Genomic DNA, 17,370 nt, shown 5'->3' on the forward strand with positions numbered 1-17,370 from the left:
CCCAGCTAAGTTAATTAGCTGGGCTTTTTTGTTTGTACGGTTTGTCTCAAATTATTTTTTTATAGTGTGGGTTCTGGCATGTTAAGTATAAATTAGCCTAAAAATAGCCCAACTATGCAATACAATAAATTATTACTAATAAGCGCATGTTTGCTCGCAACACTATTTGTAAGCCCTTTAGTTCAAGCTTCAGGACCCCCAACAATTTTATCAATGAAAGAGCGCGCTGCGTTTATTAATAAAATAACTGAGCTTAGGGTTAACACCTTAATGCCCTCGTTAATGAAGCAGCACAACACTGATATGTGGCTTCTTATAAGCCGCGAATACAATGAAGATCCAATATTAAAAACAATGCTGCCTGCAACATGGCTTTCAGCCAGACGCACCACTATTTTGCTATTTGCACTTAATAAACAAGGTGGGGTTGATGCTTACGCTATTGCACCTTATAAAATAGGTAATGTATTTAAAAAAGGTTGGGATAAGCAAACACAACCTAGCCAGTGGCAGGCACTCAATACGCTTATTGAGCAATACAAACCTCGTAACATTGCGCTTAATACTTCTACCGACTGGGCACATGCCGATGGCCTTGTGCTAGGCGATTACAAAACCTTAATGGCTAACTTGCCCGCCAATTATCACAATAAAATAATTTCTGCAGAGCCGCTTGCTGTCGCGTGGTTAGAGCAACGCATTCCTGAAGAAGTTGAAATGTATAAACACATTGTGGCTATTGCCCATCATATTATTGCAGAGGGGTTTTCGGGTAAAACAATTACGGTGGGTAAAACAACTAGCGATGACTTGGTATGGTGGTTTAGAGAGCGCGTAAAAGAGCTAAAACTACAAACATGGTTTCACCCAAGCGTTGCTATTCAGCGCGCCGATGCGAAGTCGTTTAATCATGAAGAAAGCTTTACCAATGGCTACGATGATAACGTTATACAAGCCGGCGATTTACTTCATGTCGATTTTGGTATTACTTATTTACGCTTAAATACCGACACGCAGCAGCATGCGTATGTGCTCAAAGAAAACGAAACGAGTGCGCCTAATTACTTAGTTGAAGCACTAAAAAGCGGTAATAAACTACAAGATATATTTACCAATCAATTTGCGGTAGGAAAAACAGGTAATGAAGTGTTAGCTGCAGCACGAAAAACCGCTATTGCTCAGGGATTAAAGCCCACTATTTATACTCATCCTCTTGGCTATCATGGTCACGCTGCTGGTACTACATTAGGTATGTGGGATTCTCAGCAAGGTGTACCGGGAGATGGTGACTATCCGCTGCATTTAAATACGGCTTACTCTATTGAGCTCAACAATGCGGTGTTTATAAAACAGTGGAACAAAGAAATAAGAATAATGCTAGAAGAGGACGCTATTTTTGATAAAAGCGGTGTCTGGTATTTAAATGGCCGACAAACACAATTATTGCTTGTAAAATAAAGCAAAAAAAATGGCGCTCACTGAGCGCCATTTTTAATTTAATTCGTTGCTATTATTCTGTATCTGGCAGGTTACGGCCATAGAATATTTCTTGCATTTCACGGGTCAGTTTTGAGCGAATTTCGTCTTCTTCGCCCTCTGATAAATCTGCCGTAGAAAGGCCGAATAAATAGGTATTTAAGTCGGTTTCTTTTAACATCATTTTGGTATGGAACAGGTTTTCTTGATACACGTTCACGTCCATCATTTGGTACGCTTCTTTAGTATCTTCTGTCATGAAGTTTTGAATCGAGCTAATAGCATGATCAATGTAGTGCTTAACGCCATTTATGTCGCGGGTAAAACCACGAACGCGGTAGTCAATTGTTACCACGTCTGACTCAAGGCTATGAATTAAGAAGTTTAACGCTTTAAGTGGTGAAATAATGCCACAAGTAGACACTTCAATATCAGCACGGAATGTACAAATACCATCATCAGGGTGAGCTTCTGGGTATGTGTGTACACAAATATGGCTTTTATCTAGGTGCGCAACAACTGAATCAGGTAATGGACCTGGCGCTTCGTCAGCATCGTAATTTTGCTGCTCTTCTACTGGTTCTTCTGAAACCAAAATAGTTACACTAGCGCCTTGTGGTTCATAGTCTTGGCGCGCTACATTTAAAATGTTAGCGCCAATTATATCAACAACTTCACCTAAAATGTCGGTTAGTCTATCTGCACTATACTGCTCATCGATATATTCAATATATTCTTTACGTTGTTGCTCGGTCTTTGCGTAGCAAATATCGTAAATACTAAAGCTTAAACTTTTGGTTAAATTGTTAAAGCCATGAAGTTTAAGTTTATCGAAGGGTTTGTTCATAATAAACCAACCTATAAATTAGTGAACTCTGCACCTGCAGAATGAAAAGTTCGCGGATTTTATACGAATTTTCCTTATGGAAAAAGCGTTATTTTGCTTGATCTTGCACAACTTCGTGGCTATGCGTAATTTCTACTGTTTTATCAAGCATTAATGCAACCGAACAATACTTTTCAGCAGAGAGGGAAACGGCGCGTGCAAGGTGTTTTTCAGACACATTATTACCTTTAACAACAAAGTGTAAGTTGATTTTAGTAAATACGCGTGGGGCTGTTTCGGCACGCTCTGAAGTAAGTTGTACTTGCACGTCTGAAAAATCTTGTTTGGCTTTTTTTAAAATACTGACAACATCGACTGATGAACAACAGCCAACCGACATTAAAACCATTTCCATAGGGCTTGGCGCGGCACTATCGCTACCGCCATCAAACACTACATTGTGGTTAGAATTAGAACGGCCGATAAACGTATCGCCCTCAACCCATTTTACATTTGCTTGCATGTGCTTATCTCAAAAAAATATTTTCTTGATTGTAAGCAACTTAGCCGCAGTTGCAAATGAAAATGTACTAGGCGGCTATATAAGCAATTGATTAATACTGTTGCGAGACTGCATTATCGAATAAGTTTTTAACTAAACCAGCAAATTCATCTATAAATGCATGCTGCTCAACCGTGACAGGCTGTGTGGTGATACTACTGAGGACTTCTTCTAAATCGTAAACTATGCCGTCAACTTCGCGTACAATTAAGCTACGCTGCTCTGTATTAAGCTCTGTGTGCTGCTCACAAATAAGCATAACATTTTGCGCAATGACGTCTTCAATTAATTCCATTACTGTTGGGGCACCTGGTTTTATCTCGCCTGGCTTCTCAAACAATGCTAAATTTTGAGTTAGATACATGATCAAATCATCGTACCCTTGCCTATCTAAAACCATTTTTTATACCACCTTAAAATAATTAATTGCCATGATTTAATCAGAAAGCGACGCGAATTACTAGCTTTGCACGATAGCAATACAAAAAAAGCAGCCGAAGCTGCTTTTGTAGTTATTAAGTAGTACTTAATCTATTTTTAAACCTGGACTTAGCGTTGCTGGCATCGCTACTTTTTCAAGCTCAACTGAAGCAACTGGGTATGCACAGTAATCAGCAGCGTAATACGCGCTTGCTCTGTGATTGCCCGATGCGCCAATACCACCAAATGGTGCTGCGCTTGATGCGCCAGTAATTGGGCGGTTCCAGTTAACAATGCCGGCACGAATACGACGTAAAAAGTGGTCATAATCTGCTGCACTATCACTTAATAAACCAGCAGATAAACCAAAGGTTGTATCGTTTGCTTTATCAATTGCTTGGTCAAAGTCGTCAAAGCGGAATACTTTTAAAAGTGGTCCAAAATGCTCTTCATCTGGGAAGTCACTAATGTTTGTACACTCAATAATGCCCGGTGTTACAAAACCGGTATTGGCTGTGTGCTCAAGTTCTACTAATACTTGAGCGCCAAGCTCAACAAGCTCGTTTTGCGCTTTAACCATGCCTGCTGCTGCCGCTGATGAGATCATAGAGCCCATAAATGGCTGCTCTGCATCATCGTAGTTGCCTACTTTAATCGCTTTAGTTGCAGTGATAAGGCGCTCTAAAATTGCATCGCCTTTGCTACCTTTAGGTAAAAACAATTTACGTGCACATGTACAACGCTGGCCGCTTGAGATAAACGCTGATTGAATAATATCGTGAACAACCGCTTTAGTGTCTTCAACGTCAGTAATAATAAGTGGGTTATTACCACCCATTTCTAGCGCTAAAATTTTACCCGGTTGACCCGCAAACTGTTCATGTAAAATATGACCAGTACGCGAAGAACCCGTAAAAAACAAGCCATCAATCCCTTTGTGAGCAGCAAGGGCTTTACCCGTTTCTACTTCACCTTGAACTAAGTTAATTACACCAGCTGGTAAGCCTGCTTTTTCCCACAGTTTAAGCGTAAGCTCAGCAACCTTAGGAGTAAGTTCAGACGGTTTAAATACAACCGTGTTACCTGCTAAAAGTGCTGGCACAATGTGGCCATTAGGTAAGTGACCCGGAAAGTTATACGGACCAAATACGGCTACAACCCCATGTGGCTTATGACGAATCATCGCACGGCCAAGTGGCATTGCGTTTTCTACGTCGCCAGTGCGCTCTAAAAATGCTTTTTCAGAAATGGCAATTTTACCAACCATAGCACCCGCTTCTGTGCGCGTTTCCCACAGTGGCTTACCAGTTTCTTGTGCGATAGTAATAGCGAGCTCTTCGCTGTTTTCTTTTAATTGCGCTGCGAATGCTTTAATTATTTCTAAACGCTCAGTAAAGCTTTTATCAGCCCATGCGTAAAACGCTTCGCGCGCTGCATTTACTGCGGTATCTACTTGCGCCGCAGTTGCTGATGATGCCTGCCAAATAACGTCGTTATTTGCAGGGTTTAGCGAATTAAATTCTGTGCCTTGGCCTTGTGACCATTGACCATTTATAAATTGTGCAGGATGAGTCATATACTTTCTCCTAAATTAAATCGTGGTTGCACTAACAATATCGCCAGCTTGCAAATGCAATGCATCTGCTATTTCTTGCGATAAAATAAGGCTTTTTGCGCGCTCGTCAAATGTCATTGGCGCAACAGTTGCTCTAAAATCTTCAAGCTTTTCGTTCGCTAGTAACACCATGGTGTCGCCAGTCATTTCGCCAATTTCAACGTTAAAGTGATTTGCATTACGAATCGTCGCAATGTTATCTACTTTGGCTTCAACCGTTGGGCCGCCGTCAAAAATATCTACGTAGCCATTAAACGTAAAGCCTTCGCTTTTTAATAACTCGATTGCTGGGCGAGTGTTGTCGTGTACTTTACCTATTACGGCTTGCGCATCTTTACTTAGCAAGTTTACGTAAATTGGGTATTTAGGCATTAATTCAGCAATGAAAACCTTTTGGCCAATACCTGTTAAGTAATCGGCTGTTGGAAAATCCATTGAGAAAAAGTGCTCTTCAAGCCACTGCCAAAAAGGGCTACTGCCGTTTTCGTCAGACACACCGCGCATTTCTGCGATCACTGTTTGTGCAAAACGCTCTTGATGCTGTTTTATAAACATAAAGCGCGCTTTTGAAAGTAGTTTACCGTTACAATTTTTACGATAGCCATCTTTTAAAAACAATGTGCAAAGCTCTGTAGCACCTGTGTAGTCATTACATAGCGTTAAAATATCAACGGCTTTGTAGACGTTTAATGTACGCGAAGAGTGAATCACTTTACTTAAGTGATAATGATAAAATGCATCATCAAGCCCTACCGCAGCTTCAATTGCAGACGTACCTACAACGTCACCGGTTTCGCTATCTTCAAGAACAAACAGGTAGCCTTCGTCACCAGGTTGTGACGTTTGTTTAGCAAAAGAGCTTACTGAATGGTCAATCTTTTTTTGCAATAGTTCTTCGTTTAATGGCAAAGACGTAAAACCATGCCCTGATTCGTGGGCAATTTTCAGTAATGCTGAATAATCATTTTGCTGGATTGGGCGAAGGATCATCATGAGTCCGCTTGCTCCCTTATAAATAACGGTAAATAGGAATTGCAGGGCAAGCGGTGCTTGCCCTTAATTGGTTGGCTTAAGTCGCTTATGCGTTTACTACGCTTGCTACTGCTTTTTCAAAGCGCGCCATACCTTCGCGAATGTCCGCTTCAGGAATTACTAAAGATGGAGTGAAACGTACTACATCCGCACCAGCAACTAATGACATAAGACCTTGCTCAGTACCTGCCACTAAAAACTCTTTTGCACGACCTTTGTATTTCTCGTTCACTACTGCACCAATTAATAAACCTTGGCCACGGATTTCGCTAAATACGTTGTATTTTTCGTTAACCGCGCTAAGTAGTTCATTAAATAATGCGGCTTTTGCTTTTACGCCAGCAAGTACTTCAGGCGTATTTACCGTATCAAATGCAGCTTCTGCAACAGCACACGCAAGCGGGTTACCGCCATAAGTAGAACCATGTGTGCCTACTTTAAGGTGCTGTGCAATTTCAGTTGTTGTGATCATAGCGCCAATAGGGAAACCGCCGCCAAGTGCTTTAGCGGTAGTTAAAATATCAGGTACTACGTTTAAGCCTTGGTATGCGTATAAATCGCCAGTACGGCCAACGCCTGTTTGAACTTCATCAAAAATAAGCAGTGCGTTATGTTTAGTACATAAATCACGAACGCCTTGAGCAAACTCATCAGTTGGTGAAACAATACCGCCTTCACCTTGTAGAGGTTCCATCATTACGGCACATGTTTTGTCGCTGATAAGCGCTTCAAAAGCAGCTAGGTCGTTGTAATCACAATGTACAATGTCGCCTGGCTTAGGACCAAAACCATCAGAATATGCCGCTTGGCCGCCAACAGTTACGGTAAAGAATGTGCGACCGTGGAAACCTTTGTTGAACGCGATGATTTGTGATTTTTCTGCGCCAAACTTATCAAGTGCAAAACGACGCGCTAATTTAAGCGCGGCTTCGTTTGCTTCTGCGCCAGAGTTAGCAAAGTAAACTTTTTCAGCAAATGTCGCATCAACCATTTTTTTAGCTAGGCGAAGTGCCGGCTCATTGGTCATTACATTTGATAGATGCCAGATTTTTTCGCCTTGCTCTTTTAATGCGCCTACTAATGCAGGGTGGCAATGGCCAAGACAGTTAACGGCAATACCACCAGCAAAGTCGATAAACTCTCGACCTTGTTGATCCCATACGCGAGAGCCTTCGCCTCGAACAGGAATTACGCTTGAAGGTGCGTAGTTAGGAACCATTACGTGATCAAATAATTCGCGATTGACTGTCATTTTATTTCCTCTTAATTGTGAGCAACACAAAACATCAAAATAGGTGTTTGGTTACTATTTGTAACCAACTTTATAGGCAAGATCAGTAACCTGATAATTGCGCAAAATTGCTTTGTGGTTCAATTTTCAGACGCACATTATTTCAGAATTACTTAAATCTGTCTCGTTAAAAACTTTCATGTATCCCTTTAAAATAAAGGGCTAAAGATATTATTTCATAGATAGTGAATAACTATTTGCATAGTCAATTATGCTCATTTTTAGACAACTAACCGCATGAGCACTGAGGCGCACACACTTTAAGTGTTAAATATGCAATATAACAATAGAGTGAGAATGAATGATTAGTCGCTAAAAAATTAACAAAAATTTTAAGTTTTTAGTCAATTTGAATAGCTAGATTGGTAAAATTACTTGTTTCGAGGGTTTTTAGTTCCGTTTTAGTGAACTTAAAGTACGAAAACCATGCTGTTGTTTCATCAGATTCAATAAGCTGGTGTTCTTTTAAATTTAGATATTGAGAGTAACAACGCGCTTTTAACATTACCTCGGTTAAAGGTAACATTGTATCGCCCTTATCGACTCCATTAACCAACTGCTGCATGACCCCTTGAAACGGCAAATACTTAAATTTCATCTTCTCAATAACTTTAGCGCTGATAGCTAAAGATTGGTTATTAAGTAACGTAGTTAAAAAAAGCGGGTCGGGTTTTAATTCTAATAACGCAGTGTGCAAGTCTTTGCGCTGCTCTTGGCGCGCTATTTGTACTTTACGTTGCCATACTTGCTCAAAAGTTTTTAAATATAAACGCACTAATGCGATTCGCCCTACATCTAAAAGCATACCAAGGGTAAATGCATGAATATCGTTTACATTGTTAATTAGCGCTATTTTTTGTGCTGCAATCGCATTAGCCATTGCACTATCACGTAGCCTGCGCTTTAGCAGTGAAAATGGTTCAGTACTGTGTGGCATCCAATGACGTACTGCAAAAGTAGGTATGACTAACTGTAAATTATCAAGGCCAATGTAGCGCAGAGCAAGCGCGGGGCTATCTACTTTTACTGAGGTGTTTTTACTACGCTGTTTTCGATAGTAAGGTAAATTAACGAGTGTGACTAACTCACGCCCAAGCCAGCTTAAATCGTTTACTAGAGGCTCTAGCCGCCCTACAGTTGCAGACTTAACCGCTAAAAGATCAAGAATAGTTGCAATACCATCTTCAATCCCTAACGTATTTAGGATTACGGCATCCATGTCGCTTAGTTGCTTAAAAATAGCTGTTTCTATTGCTTTGTGAAGTACTTCACTCGCCTGAGCTCGATACTTATGATGCGCAGTACTGCTCTGCTGACGTTTATGTTGTGCTGCGACCTCAACTTGAAGCAACGTACGTTGCTTCATTGGCTCGCCATATTCTATTTCTAATGTATGAATAAAACCAATTTGCTGATGCGCAAAGCTATGACCAAGCAATAAATCATGTGCTCGTTGGTCAAGTATTTTAGCTGTTCGTTGTTGCGCTACAAGTTCAGTCATAACATCCATTCATTAGTAAATATAAAATAAGTATCGGTATTAAAAATTAGAAGCGCATTAAAAAGTTATCAAGCAGTGCTAATCCTTGTTCAGTTAAAATAGCTTCAGGATGAAACTGCACTCCCTCTATCGCTAACTCTTTATGGAGTAACCCCATAATTTCGTCAAATTCACCTAATTCGGTTTGACTCCACGCGGTTACTTCAAGCTCTTTAGGCAGTGTTTGTGCTTTAACGACTAAAGAGTGATAACGACATACCGTTAATGGGTTGGCTAAACCTTTAAATACACCTTTATTGGTATGAACGATGGGCGATGTTTTACCGTGCATAATTTTTTTAGCACGAATGACATCACCACCCAAAGCTTGTGCGATGGTTTGGTGTCCCAAACAAATGCCTAAAATTGGGTATTGCCCTTTTAGCTGCTCAACCACGCTTAACGATATACCAGCTTCGTTAGGTGAGCAAGGACCCGGCGATAACACGATGTGTTTCGGGTTTAACTGTTTTATTTGTGCAATGCTTAGCTCGTCATTACGTTTTACTAAAACGTCTTGATCTAAACGCTGAAAATATTGCACTAAGTTGTAAGTAAACGAATCGTAGTTGTCGATCATCAACAGCATTACACAACAGACCTTATAAATTATTGACCACTACTTCACACAAGTGGTACTAAGCGCTGCATTCTACCACTATTAATTAACCAACATAAATTAGCAAAAAGCGTTAAAAACTTGCTCTTTTAACTAAAATAGCAGCTCAAGATAGATTTATTGCCCAGAGTTCAGGTTACTTAAGTTTGATTCCACTCATAGTCGCTTAACTTCTGTGGTTATTCTACTTCCTCGCATCTTGAGCAATAATATCAAGCCCTAAGCTTTTCACGAGTAGTTAATACGACTATTTCAGCTGTATACCCCAGCCATAAATTATTGACCGCTAAAGTACGTGCGTTTATCGATCATTTTATTGCCTGCTTTGGTGAAGTCCCTTATTAGAAAAAACAATAACTGCTAAAAAGTAAAAGCGGTTGTTTGCGCTATATCAAATTAAGTTGGCAATGGTTGATTTATGATTGTTTAAACCCCAGTGTATTATGTGAAGGTAATAATTCACTTAAACAACTCACTTACTTGTGAGCTCATTTATATCCTATTAAGGAGCGAATATGTTAGGCGAAGACCACTCATTAACAAACGACTTTCCAGATCATTTAAATGCCATTGCAACACTCAATACTGACGATTCTGAATTTGCCGAAAAGGCAACACAATACGATAAGTTAGACAAAGAAATAAGAGTATTGGAGCTTAAAGATGCGCCAATTAGCGATGAACAAATGCATCAATTAAAGCATGTTCGCTCAGAATTAAAAGATTGGCTATACCAGCGTTTACTTCAAGCCGAACAACACTAAAAAGTAAAAAAGAGTTCGCTGTAAACAGTGAACTCTTTACTCGTCTTCAATCAAAAATCTATATTACTTTACAAAACCACCCACTGGATTCATAAACACAGTAGCAGGGCCTGTAAAAGCGGCTTTAAAGTTGTCATTAAGCGCGCTAAATACGGTTATTTTAGTAATATCAACAACATCTAAGAACAGTGGTCCATTAGTCTCCCACTGTGCTAAATGGGCTTTAGCTGCATCCTCATTTCTATAACGCTCGTATATATGCACGCTTGACTCATCTTCGCTTAGCGTCCATTCGTACATTATGGTACCCGCTTCTTTTTTTGCTGCGGCTATTAGTTGCTCCATGATCACTAAAAACTGATCTTTTTTGCCTGCTTTAATTGCGCCCTCAACAGTCCACGTAATAGGTGTATTGATTATAATTCACCTAATTTAAGCTGTGCTAAAACACTATCTAATGTATCAACTAGTTGTTGGTTTTTAGTCTCGTTTAATGCATCTATATGTGGCGGTGCAAAATGCTCAGCATCGTTATCAAAATACAAACCTGTGGCGTTGTTAAATTCATCGCTAAGCGCAGCACGATAAAAAATATCAGCTCCTAATTTTAGATCTCCACCGTCTAATCCGTATGCATCTTTAACCATTTTGCTACCCAGTAACGATTTTGGATTTACTGATACAACTAACGGGCCTACCTCTTTTAATTTAAGTCCTAGATAGCGCGACCACATCGTAATAGCTAACTTACTTTGTGCATAAGCGTCACCATCCGAAAGCGCCTTATTACCAATAAATGCATCAAGGTTAACGCTTGATTGCGCGGCCGATGACACGTTAACTACACGCGCATTTTTATTTAATAGTGGTAACAGTAATTTAGTCAGTAAATAAGGTGCAAATGTATTTACGGCAAAACGCGCATCAAGGCCATCAGGTGTTGTTACGTTTTCAAGCTTGAATACACCAGCGTTATTAATAAGTACGTCAATTTGTTTATGATCTGCGCTTATCTGCTCTGCCAAATAATGTACCTGTGACATTTCGCTTAAATCGGCCACATAGCTTTGAGTACTTGCCTGCGGGTAATGCTCGTTTAACATTGACTGTACATTATTAAGCTTTTCTATATTACGACCATGCAGTAATACAGTGTGACCTTGGGCCAGTAACATTTTTGCCGTCTCTAAACCAATGCCGTCTGTTGCACCGGTGATTAAAATGATTTTTTTCATGTGTATGCCCTCTCAGTGCAGCGTTAAGGTAGTAAAAAGCCTAACTACAATCTTAAAGTAAATTATGTAGCTATCGTAACACCCTTGCACAACACTGATAATTAGCCGCACAGTTGAATCACTTTATATAATTAATTGATAATGCTAAGAGCTAATGAGCGAATGTTTTTTATTCTTTTATTTGAATTTAGCTCAGATCATTACTATTGTTTTTACACCTCCTTAATAGTAGTATTTATCATATAAATATGCTTTTCGAGAAATAACATGAAAGTTTTAGTTACTGGCGGCATGGGTTACATAGGTAGCCACACATGCATTGCATTGCATGAAGCAGGTATTACACCTGTTATTTATGATAACTTATCTAATGCAAGTGCGCGGGTACTTGACCAACTCGAAAAGATTACAGGTACTCGGTTTGAGTTTATTTTGGGTGACATTCAAGACGAGCAACAATTTAAACTCGCTCTAAAACATACTAAAGCCGAAGCTGTTTTTCACTTTGCAGCTTTAAAAGCCGTTGGCGAATCAACTGAGCAACCGCTGCGTTATTATCAAAATAATGTGTCGGGCACATTAAGCATGTTACAGAGCATGCAAGAGGCAGGCGTTAACCATATTATATTTAGCTCATCGGCTACTGTGTACGGCGAGCCAGACTACCTCCCTATTGACGAAAAGCATCCTATACGCGCAACTAACCCCTATGGTTGGACTAAAGTCATGGTTGAGCAAGCCATGCAAGACGTATGTAATGCCAACAGTCAATTTATGGGGATTGCGCTTCGTTACTTTAACCCAGTAGGTGCACACCCAAGCGGTTTACTAGGCGAAAGTCCTAATGGTATTCCTAATAACTTAATGCCATTTATTGCCCAAACTGCAGTAGGTAAGCGCGACGTGGTAAATATTTTTGGTGACGACTACGACACCGAAGATGGCACCGGCGTGCGCGACTATATTCACGTTTTAGATTTAGCTAAGGGTCATGTTGCGGCATTTATGCAGCACAAAACAGACACCGCTTTTCATGCTTATAACTTAGGCACAGGGCAAGGTTATTCTGTGCTTGATATGATCAAAGCATTTAGCGCATCAGCCAATAAAGATATTCCTTATCAAATTACGCCGCGCCGAGCAGGTGATATTGCCTGTAATTACGCCAATGCCACAAAAGCGCAAAACACACTTAACTGGCACGCAGAACTAACACTTAGCGACATGACAAACGACACATGGCGCTGGCAAACTAATTACCCAAGTGGGTTGGAGAGTTAATATGACTTTATTAGAAAGTACTCACAGACGTAAAAATCCGCTAACGGGTCGTTGGGTATTAGTGTCACCACATCGTAATAATCGCCCATGGTTAGGCGCAACAGAAGCTGTTAACGAAAACGTATTACCAAAACACGATGACAGCTGCCCACTTTGTCCTGGCAACACCCGTGCAAATGGCGACAGTAACCCAGATTACAAATACACCCATGTATTTAGAAATGACTTTGGCGCACTCACACCTAATGCCAGCGAGCAATTACAAGGCTTAGAATCAGACAGCGATTTATTTATTGCCGACGAAGCCAGTGGCGAATGCCGCGTAATTTGTTTTTCTCCAGAGCACAATAAAACACTACCAGAGCTTAGCCAAAATGCATTGCACGAAGTAGTAAAAACTTGGAAACAAAATTACACAGAGCTTGCACAGCAGTACGAATGCGTACAAGTTTTTGAGAATAAAGGCGAGATCATGGGTTGTTCGCAACCTCATCCTCACGGTCAAGTATGGGCGCATTCGCATTTATCAACGGAAATTGAAGCCGAAGATAACCAGCAGCTCGCCTATTATGAAAAGCATGGCACAGCCTTGCTTGCCGATTACGCGCAAAAAGAGCAAGCAGATCAAACTCGTGTAGTATTTGAAAACGAGCACTGGCTTGTGGTTGTGCCATTTTGGGCTGCATGGCCGTTTGAAACAATGCTAGTAACTAAAGATAACATTCAAAACTTTAGCCAGCTAAACGATGCACAAACCGACTCTTTAGCTCAGGCTCTTAAAGTATTAACCACTAAATACGACAACGTATTTAATTGCAGCTTCCCCTATTCAATGGGTTGGCACAATGCACCAGCCAATAGAGGCTCTGATGAGCAGCACTGGCGCTTACATGCACATTTTTATCCGCCGCTACTTCGATCTGCTACCGTTAAAAAACACATGGTAGGCTACGAAATGCTAGGCGAAAGCCAACGCGATTTAAGCGCAGAAACCGCCGCTTCTATTTTAAAAGCAGCCAGTACCACACATTATAAAGATACAGCAGGACACATAGATGAAGCTTAACGAATTCCAACAACAATTTTTGTCACTGTATGGCGCGCCTGCACAAGGTATTGCTGCCGCCCCTGGGCGTGTAAATCTAATTGGTGAATTTACTGATTACAACGATGGCTTTGTTTTACCGTGTTCGTTAGCATTTCGTACCCAAGTTATGTTTAAACAGCGCGACGATAATATTATCACTGTGCGCTCTTTAAATTACCCAGGCGAGCAAGACCGCTTTAGCGTTGATAAAGAAATCACTGAAGGCCAGTCGCAATGGGGTAACTACATTCGCGCGGTGGCTTTTGTACTTAAACGAGCAGGCCATACATTACGTGGCGCTGACCTACTTATTGATAGTAATTTGCCGCAAGGCAGTGGCTTGTCGTCATCGGCTGCACTCGAAGTTGCTGTTGGCGGTATGTTTAACCATATTGCACAGCTTGGTTTACCACCAGAGAAAATTGCGTTATTTGGCCAAGAAGCCGAAAACGACTTTATGCATTGCCAATGCGGTATTATGGATCAGCTTATTTCGGCTAAAGGCGAGAATGGTCACGCACTTTTAATTGACTGCGAAAACTTAGCGACTACGGCGGTAAAAGTACCAGATGATTTAAACATTGTTATTGTTAATTCAAACTACCCGCGTAAATTAGTTGATAGCGAATACAACCAGCGCCGTATTGACTGCGAACAAGCTGCTGTAAAAATGGGTGTAGAAACACTTCGCCAAGCAACCATGACTGGCCTGCAAGCAGTAAAAGCGACATTAAGCGAAAACGAATATAAACGTGCACACCACGTAATTAGCGAAAACGATCGTGTAATTGCAGCAACTACTGCACTGCAAAATAACGATATGGATGCACTTCGCACGCTAATGGCAGCATCGCACCAATCACTTAAACACGATTTTGAAGTAACCGTACCGGCAACCGATGGCCTAGTAGAAATTTGTAAAGAAGCGATGGGCGAGCGCGGCGCAGTACGTATGACAGGGGGTGGTTTTGGTGGCGCAATTGTATGTTTGTGTCGTGATGCTGAAGTACCATTAATTAAAGCAGCGGTAGAAAAGCATTACTTTGAGCGTTTTAGCTTAAATGCTGATATTTACGTATGTTCAGCGGGTTCAGGATTACAAATTACGTCTTTTTAAATAAATTTAAGGAATAAGCATGGCAAAGGTTAATTGGGGAATTATTGGGTGTGGCAATATAGCTCACACCTTTGCTAAAAGCATTGCACATTGTAGTGATGCACAGCTTATTGGCGCGGCATCAACGAGTATGCAGCGCGCTAAAGAATTTGCCACACCGTACAATATTCAAGGCTATGAGAGCTATCAAGCTCTTATGCAATGCCCAAATATAGATGCTATTTATATTGCCAATACGCACGATCAACACTTTAAAACTATCGCCCAATGCTTAAAACATAATAAGCACGTGCTTAGCGAAAAACCAATTACCGTTAATGCTAAGCAGTTGCAAAGTCTCACTGAGCTTGCAAAACAACAAAACTGCTTTTTAATGGAAGGCGTTTGGATGCGATTTTTACCAGCCATAGTAAAATTACAACAGCTCCTAAGTGAAGGTGTTATTGGTAATGTGCACAGTGTTAATGCCAACTTTAGTTTACCTGGCAGCTTTGCCGACACTCACCGATTAATGACCCCTGTAACAGCGGGTGGCGCCCTACTCGATTTAGGTATTTATCCTATTTCGATTGCTGATGTGGTATTTAATAAAGCCCCTGAACACATCAAATCCTTTGTACATAAAAGCACAACCGGTGTTGATGAGCGAAGCACTGCTATAGTTGATTACGGTAACGGGCAATTTGCATCTCTTGCCAGCGCACTGCAACAAAATGGCCCAACAGAAGCATGTATTAATGGTGAGCTTGGCTATATTCGAATCCCTCAGTTTGTAGGTGCACAAACGCTAGAGCTACACACAAACGACCAAGACCCTCAGTACTTTGAATACAACTTTAGCGACAATGAAAACTTTAAGTTTGAAATTGCACATGTCACGCAGTGTATATTACAAAAACAAACCCAAAGCAGCGTGTTGCCCCTCGGTACTAGCTTACGAGTTATGAACATAATGGATACCTTACGAGCACAATGGCAGTTGCAATATAGCAATGCCGTCGAGTCGGCTGAACTGACTAATTAAAAAATAAAAATACACAACAAGGACACACAATGACACACACACTCAAGGCGCTTTCAAAAGCTATATTACTTGCTACGTGCAGTTTATCTGCCAGTGTAGCTGTTGCTGAATCTAATAAACCAGAGCGGCTATACCCGCCAATCACTAGCGAAGTACTGCCAGAACTTGCAGCTAAAGGTAGCTACAATGTAGGTGTGCAAACACTTGGTTTAGTTAACCCTGCGCAATTTGATCCCGCTACACAAGGTCAAAAAGATCGTCCTTTAAAAGTAGAAGTGTGGTATCCGGCTGCAAATACAGCAAAAGCACCACTTAGCAGCTACACCGATCAAACTCGCTCAGGTAAAGAGTTTACTCTGCAAGCCGATGCAATGCGTGATGTCGCCATTAATAGTAAAGAGCACTACCCTGTCATTGTGCTTTCGCACGGTTATACCGGTTACCGTACAATTATGTACTACTTAGGCGAGCACTTAGCGTCGCACGGTTACATAGTTGTAGCGATTGATCATACTGATTCAACTAACGCAGATGTTGATTTTAAAAATGCGCCGTTCTCAGGCTTTTTCAGTACGCTTATAAATCGCTCTCGCGATCAGCAGTTTGTTATTAATTACTTCAACGAGCAAAATAACTTTGCAAGTAAGCAAGTAGATAACAAAAGCGCTGGTGTAATTGGTTACTCAATGGGTGGCTATGGCGCGGTAAATACGATAGGTGGTTGTTACGCTTTTAATGAGCAAACTACGGCCATGTTTACGGGTATAAAAGACCCAGCTCAAATTAAACAAGTACAGCAACTACTCAACAGCTGCGCTGGTGGACAATACCAAAACCCAAAAGTAGACCCACGTATAAAAGCCATGGTTGCCTTTGCACCGTGGGGCGGACAGCACGCTATATTTGATGCCAAAGCAATGGCAAATATTAAAGTACCTTCGCTTTATATAGCCGGTAACTTAGATGATATTTCAGGCTATGAAGGCATTAAAAACCTTTATAACCAAACAGGCAGCGAAGATAAGTACATGCTTACTTACAAAAATGCGCGCCATAATATTGCACCACACCCAGCCCCTGCTATTGCACAAAGCAGCAGTGAGTTAGATATAGGCCATTACTACGAGCCATCGTGGTCTATGCGCACACTAAACGAAATCAATAAACACTTTGTGCTTGCTATGATGGATTGCCACGTAAAAGGTATAGCCAGTGAGTGTAAATACTTAGATTTACCACAAAACGGCGACCAAGCTGTTGTTGATGGTAAGCCACTACCACAGTGGCACGGATTTGATAATCGCTTTTCCACTGGTATGGATTGGCAGCAAGCTAAACCACACGTTAAGTAACTGAGCTCTGGATAATAAATCTATCTCAAGCAGCTATGTTCAGCGTTAACTGCGTTGAATTTACTTGCAATAGTCCGTCAGATTTCAAGTTAAATAACTCACTAAAAGCGACTGTATCTCTTAAATAGT

General features: G+C 40.9%; 17 protein-coding genes. 7 read left to right on the top strand and 10 right to left on the bottom strand.

Annotated elements, in window-relative coordinates; translation table 11 throughout:
- Positions 1 to 114 precede the first annotated feature (114 nt).
- A complete protein-coding gene (locus DC53_RS12505) occupies positions 115 to 1,458 on the top strand; it encodes a M24 family metallopeptidase (RefSeq protein WP_033029174.1) in 1,344 nt (447 codons plus the stop codon).
- A gap of 52 nt (positions 1,459 to 1,510) precedes the next feature.
- On the opposite strand, the gene speD is transcribed toward DC53_RS12505, so the two are convergent.
- The 8 genes from speD to DC53_RS12465 form a co-directional block, all read right to left on the bottom strand.
- Positions 1,511 to 2,323, bottom strand: a complete 813-nt coding sequence (gene speD / locus DC53_RS12500; protein WP_007376266.1) for an adenosylmethionine decarboxylase — start codon at positions 2,321 to 2,323, stop codon at positions 1,511 to 1,513.
- Positions 2,324 to 2,411: 88 nt separating this feature from the next.
- The gene (locus DC53_RS12495) at positions 2,412 to 2,825 is read right to left on the bottom strand and encodes an OsmC family protein (RefSeq protein ID WP_008133415.1); all 414 of its coding nucleotides are present in this window, start codon (positions 2,823 to 2,825) and stop codon (positions 2,412 to 2,414) included.
- A gap of 91 nt (positions 2,826 to 2,916) precedes the next feature.
- Positions 2,917 to 3,264, bottom strand: a complete 348-nt coding sequence (locus DC53_RS12490; RefSeq protein ID WP_007376264.1) for a DUF3802 family protein — start codon at positions 3,262 to 3,264, stop codon at positions 2,917 to 2,919.
- A gap of 126 nt (positions 3,265 to 3,390) precedes the next feature.
- Entirely contained in the window at positions 3,391 to 4,860 is a 1,470-nt protein-coding gene (gene astD / locus DC53_RS12485; RefSeq protein WP_033029176.1) for a succinylglutamate-semialdehyde dehydrogenase, read from the bottom strand.
- A 15-nt stretch (positions 4,861 to 4,875) separates the two neighbouring features.
- On the bottom strand, positions 4,876 to 5,892 hold the full coding sequence (gene astA, locus DC53_RS12480) for an arginine N-succinyltransferase (RefSeq protein ID WP_008133413.1): 1,017 nt from the start codon (positions 5,890 to 5,892) through the stop codon (positions 4,876 to 4,878).
- An 85-nt stretch (positions 5,893 to 5,977) separates the two neighbouring features.
- Positions 5,978 to 7,183 carry an aspartate aminotransferase family protein gene (locus tag DC53_RS12475; protein ID WP_033029179.1) on the bottom strand — a complete coding sequence of 402 codons (1,206 nt, stop codon included), beginning with the start codon at positions 7,181 to 7,183 and terminating at the stop codon, positions 5,978 to 5,980.
- Between the two features lie 379 nt (positions 7,184 to 7,562).
- Positions 7,563 to 8,723, bottom strand: coding sequence for an HDOD domain-containing protein (locus DC53_RS12470; RefSeq protein WP_033029181.1), 1,161 nt, complete (start codon positions 8,721 to 8,723; stop codon positions 7,563 to 7,565).
- Between the two features lie 46 nt (positions 8,724 to 8,769).
- Positions 8,770 to 9,351 (bottom strand): anthranilate synthase component II, encoded by a 582-nt coding sequence (locus DC53_RS12465; RefSeq protein ID WP_007376259.1) that lies wholly within the window; start codon positions 9,349 to 9,351, stop codon positions 8,770 to 8,772.
- A 545-nt stretch (positions 9,352 to 9,896) separates the two neighbouring features.
- Between DC53_RS12465 and DC53_RS12460 the strand changes: the two genes are divergently transcribed.
- Positions 9,897 to 10,145 (top strand): HP1242/YdcH family protein, encoded by a 249-nt coding sequence (locus tag DC53_RS12460; RefSeq protein WP_007376258.1) that lies wholly within the window; start codon positions 9,897 to 9,899, stop codon positions 10,143 to 10,145.
- Between the two features lie 63 nt (positions 10,146 to 10,208).
- Here the strand turns inward: DC53_RS12460 and DC53_RS12455 are convergent, their stop codons facing one another.
- Positions 10,209 to 10,568 (bottom strand): putative quinol monooxygenase, encoded by a 360-nt coding sequence (locus tag DC53_RS12455; protein WP_338109279.1) that lies wholly within the window; start codon positions 10,566 to 10,568, stop codon positions 10,209 to 10,211.
- Complete coding sequence (locus DC53_RS12450; RefSeq protein ID WP_033029185.1) at positions 10,562 to 11,380, bottom strand: SDR family NAD(P)-dependent oxidoreductase; 819 nt, start codon at positions 11,378 to 11,380, stop codon at positions 10,562 to 10,564. The genes DC53_RS12455 and DC53_RS12450 overlap by 7 nt, the downstream gene beginning before the upstream one ends.
- 267 nt (positions 11,381 to 11,647) lie before the next feature.
- Here DC53_RS12450 and galE point away from each other — a divergent pair, with 267 nt between their 5' ends.
- From galE to DC53_RS12425, 5 genes are read left to right on the top strand one after another with little or no spacing between them, the layout of a single operon-like run.
- Positions 11,648 to 12,661 (top strand): UDP-glucose 4-epimerase GalE, encoded by a 1,014-nt coding sequence (gene galE / locus DC53_RS12445; protein ID WP_033029187.1) that lies wholly within the window; start codon positions 11,648 to 11,650, stop codon positions 12,659 to 12,661.
- A gap of 1 nt (position 12,662) precedes the next feature.
- Positions 12,663 to 13,727 carry a UDP-glucose--hexose-1-phosphate uridylyltransferase gene (locus DC53_RS12440; RefSeq protein WP_033029189.1) on the top strand — a complete coding sequence of 355 codons (1,065 nt, stop codon included), beginning with the start codon at positions 12,663 to 12,665 and terminating at the stop codon, positions 13,725 to 13,727.
- Positions 13,717 to 14,865 carry a galactokinase gene (gene galK / locus DC53_RS12435; protein WP_033029192.1) on the top strand — a complete coding sequence of 383 codons (1,149 nt, stop codon included), beginning with the start codon at positions 13,717 to 13,719 and terminating at the stop codon, positions 14,863 to 14,865. The genes DC53_RS12440 and galK overlap by 11 nt, the downstream gene beginning before the upstream one ends.
- A 19-nt stretch (positions 14,866 to 14,884) precedes the next feature.
- On the top strand, positions 14,885 to 15,889 hold the full coding sequence (locus tag DC53_RS12430) for a Gfo/Idh/MocA family protein (protein ID WP_033029194.1): 1,005 nt from the start codon (positions 14,885 to 14,887) through the stop codon (positions 15,887 to 15,889).
- A 29-nt stretch (positions 15,890 to 15,918) separates the two neighbouring features.
- Complete coding sequence (locus tag DC53_RS12425) at positions 15,919 to 17,241, top strand: alpha/beta hydrolase family protein (RefSeq protein WP_033029196.1); 1,323 nt, start codon at positions 15,919 to 15,921, stop codon at positions 17,239 to 17,241.
- The last annotated feature ends 129 nt before the right edge of the window (positions 17,242 to 17,370 follow it).

This window comes from Pseudoalteromonas fuliginea, from assembly GCF_000690055.1.
Taxonomy (GTDB): domain Bacteria; phylum Pseudomonadota; class Gammaproteobacteria; order Enterobacterales; family Alteromonadaceae; genus Pseudoalteromonas; species Pseudoalteromonas fuliginea.

Excerpts from the sequence above, each read along its gene's own strand:
- speD (WP_007376266.1), bottom strand. The coding sequence starts at position 2,323 with ATGAACAAACCCTTCGATAAACTTAAACTTCATGGCTTTAACAATTTA.
- DC53_RS12440 (WP_033029189.1), top strand. The coding sequence starts at position 12,663 with ATGACTTTATTAGAAAGTACTCACAGACGTAAAAATCCGCTAACGGGT.
- galE (WP_033029187.1), top strand. The coding sequence starts at position 11,648 with ATGAAAGTTTTAGTTACTGGCGGCATGGGTTACATAGGTAGCCACACA.
- DC53_RS12425 (WP_033029196.1), top strand. The coding sequence starts at position 15,919 with ATGACACACACACTCAAGGCGCTTTCAAAAGCTATATTACTTGCTACG.
- astA (WP_008133413.1), bottom strand. The coding sequence starts at position 5,892 with ATGATGATCCTTCGCCCAATCCAGCAAAATGATTATTCAGCATTACTG.
- DC53_RS12450 (WP_033029185.1), bottom strand. The coding sequence starts at position 11,380 with ATGAAAAAAATCATTTTAATCACCGGTGCAACAGACGGCATTGGTTTA.
- DC53_RS12475 (WP_033029179.1), bottom strand. The coding sequence starts at position 7,183 with ATGACAGTCAATCGCGAATTATTTGATCACGTAATGGTTCCTAACTAC.
- galK (WP_033029192.1), top strand. The coding sequence starts at position 13,717 with ATGAAGCTTAACGAATTCCAACAACAATTTTTGTCACTGTATGGCGCG.
- DC53_RS12490 (WP_007376264.1), bottom strand. The coding sequence starts at position 3,264 with ATGGTTTTAGATAGGCAAGGGTACGATGATTTGATCATGTATCTAACT.
- DC53_RS12465 (WP_007376259.1), bottom strand. The coding sequence starts at position 9,351 with ATGCTGTTGATGATCGACAACTACGATTCGTTTACTTACAACTTAGTG.
- DC53_RS12470 (WP_033029181.1), bottom strand. The coding sequence starts at position 8,723 with ATGACTGAACTTGTAGCGCAACAACGAACAGCTAAAATACTTGACCAA.
- astD (WP_033029176.1), bottom strand. The coding sequence starts at position 4,860 with ATGACTCATCCTGCACAATTTATAAATGGTCAATGGTCACAAGGCCAA.
- DC53_RS12430 (WP_033029194.1), top strand. The coding sequence starts at position 14,885 with ATGGCAAAGGTTAATTGGGGAATTATTGGGTGTGGCAATATAGCTCAC.
- DC53_RS12505 (WP_033029174.1), top strand. The coding sequence starts at position 115 with ATGCAATACAATAAATTATTACTAATAAGCGCATGTTTGCTCGCAACA.
- DC53_RS12460 (WP_007376258.1), top strand. The coding sequence starts at position 9,897 with ATGTTAGGCGAAGACCACTCATTAACAAACGACTTTCCAGATCATTTA.
- DC53_RS12495 (WP_008133415.1), bottom strand. The coding sequence starts at position 2,825 with ATGCAAGCAAATGTAAAATGGGTTGAGGGCGATACGTTTATCGGCCGT.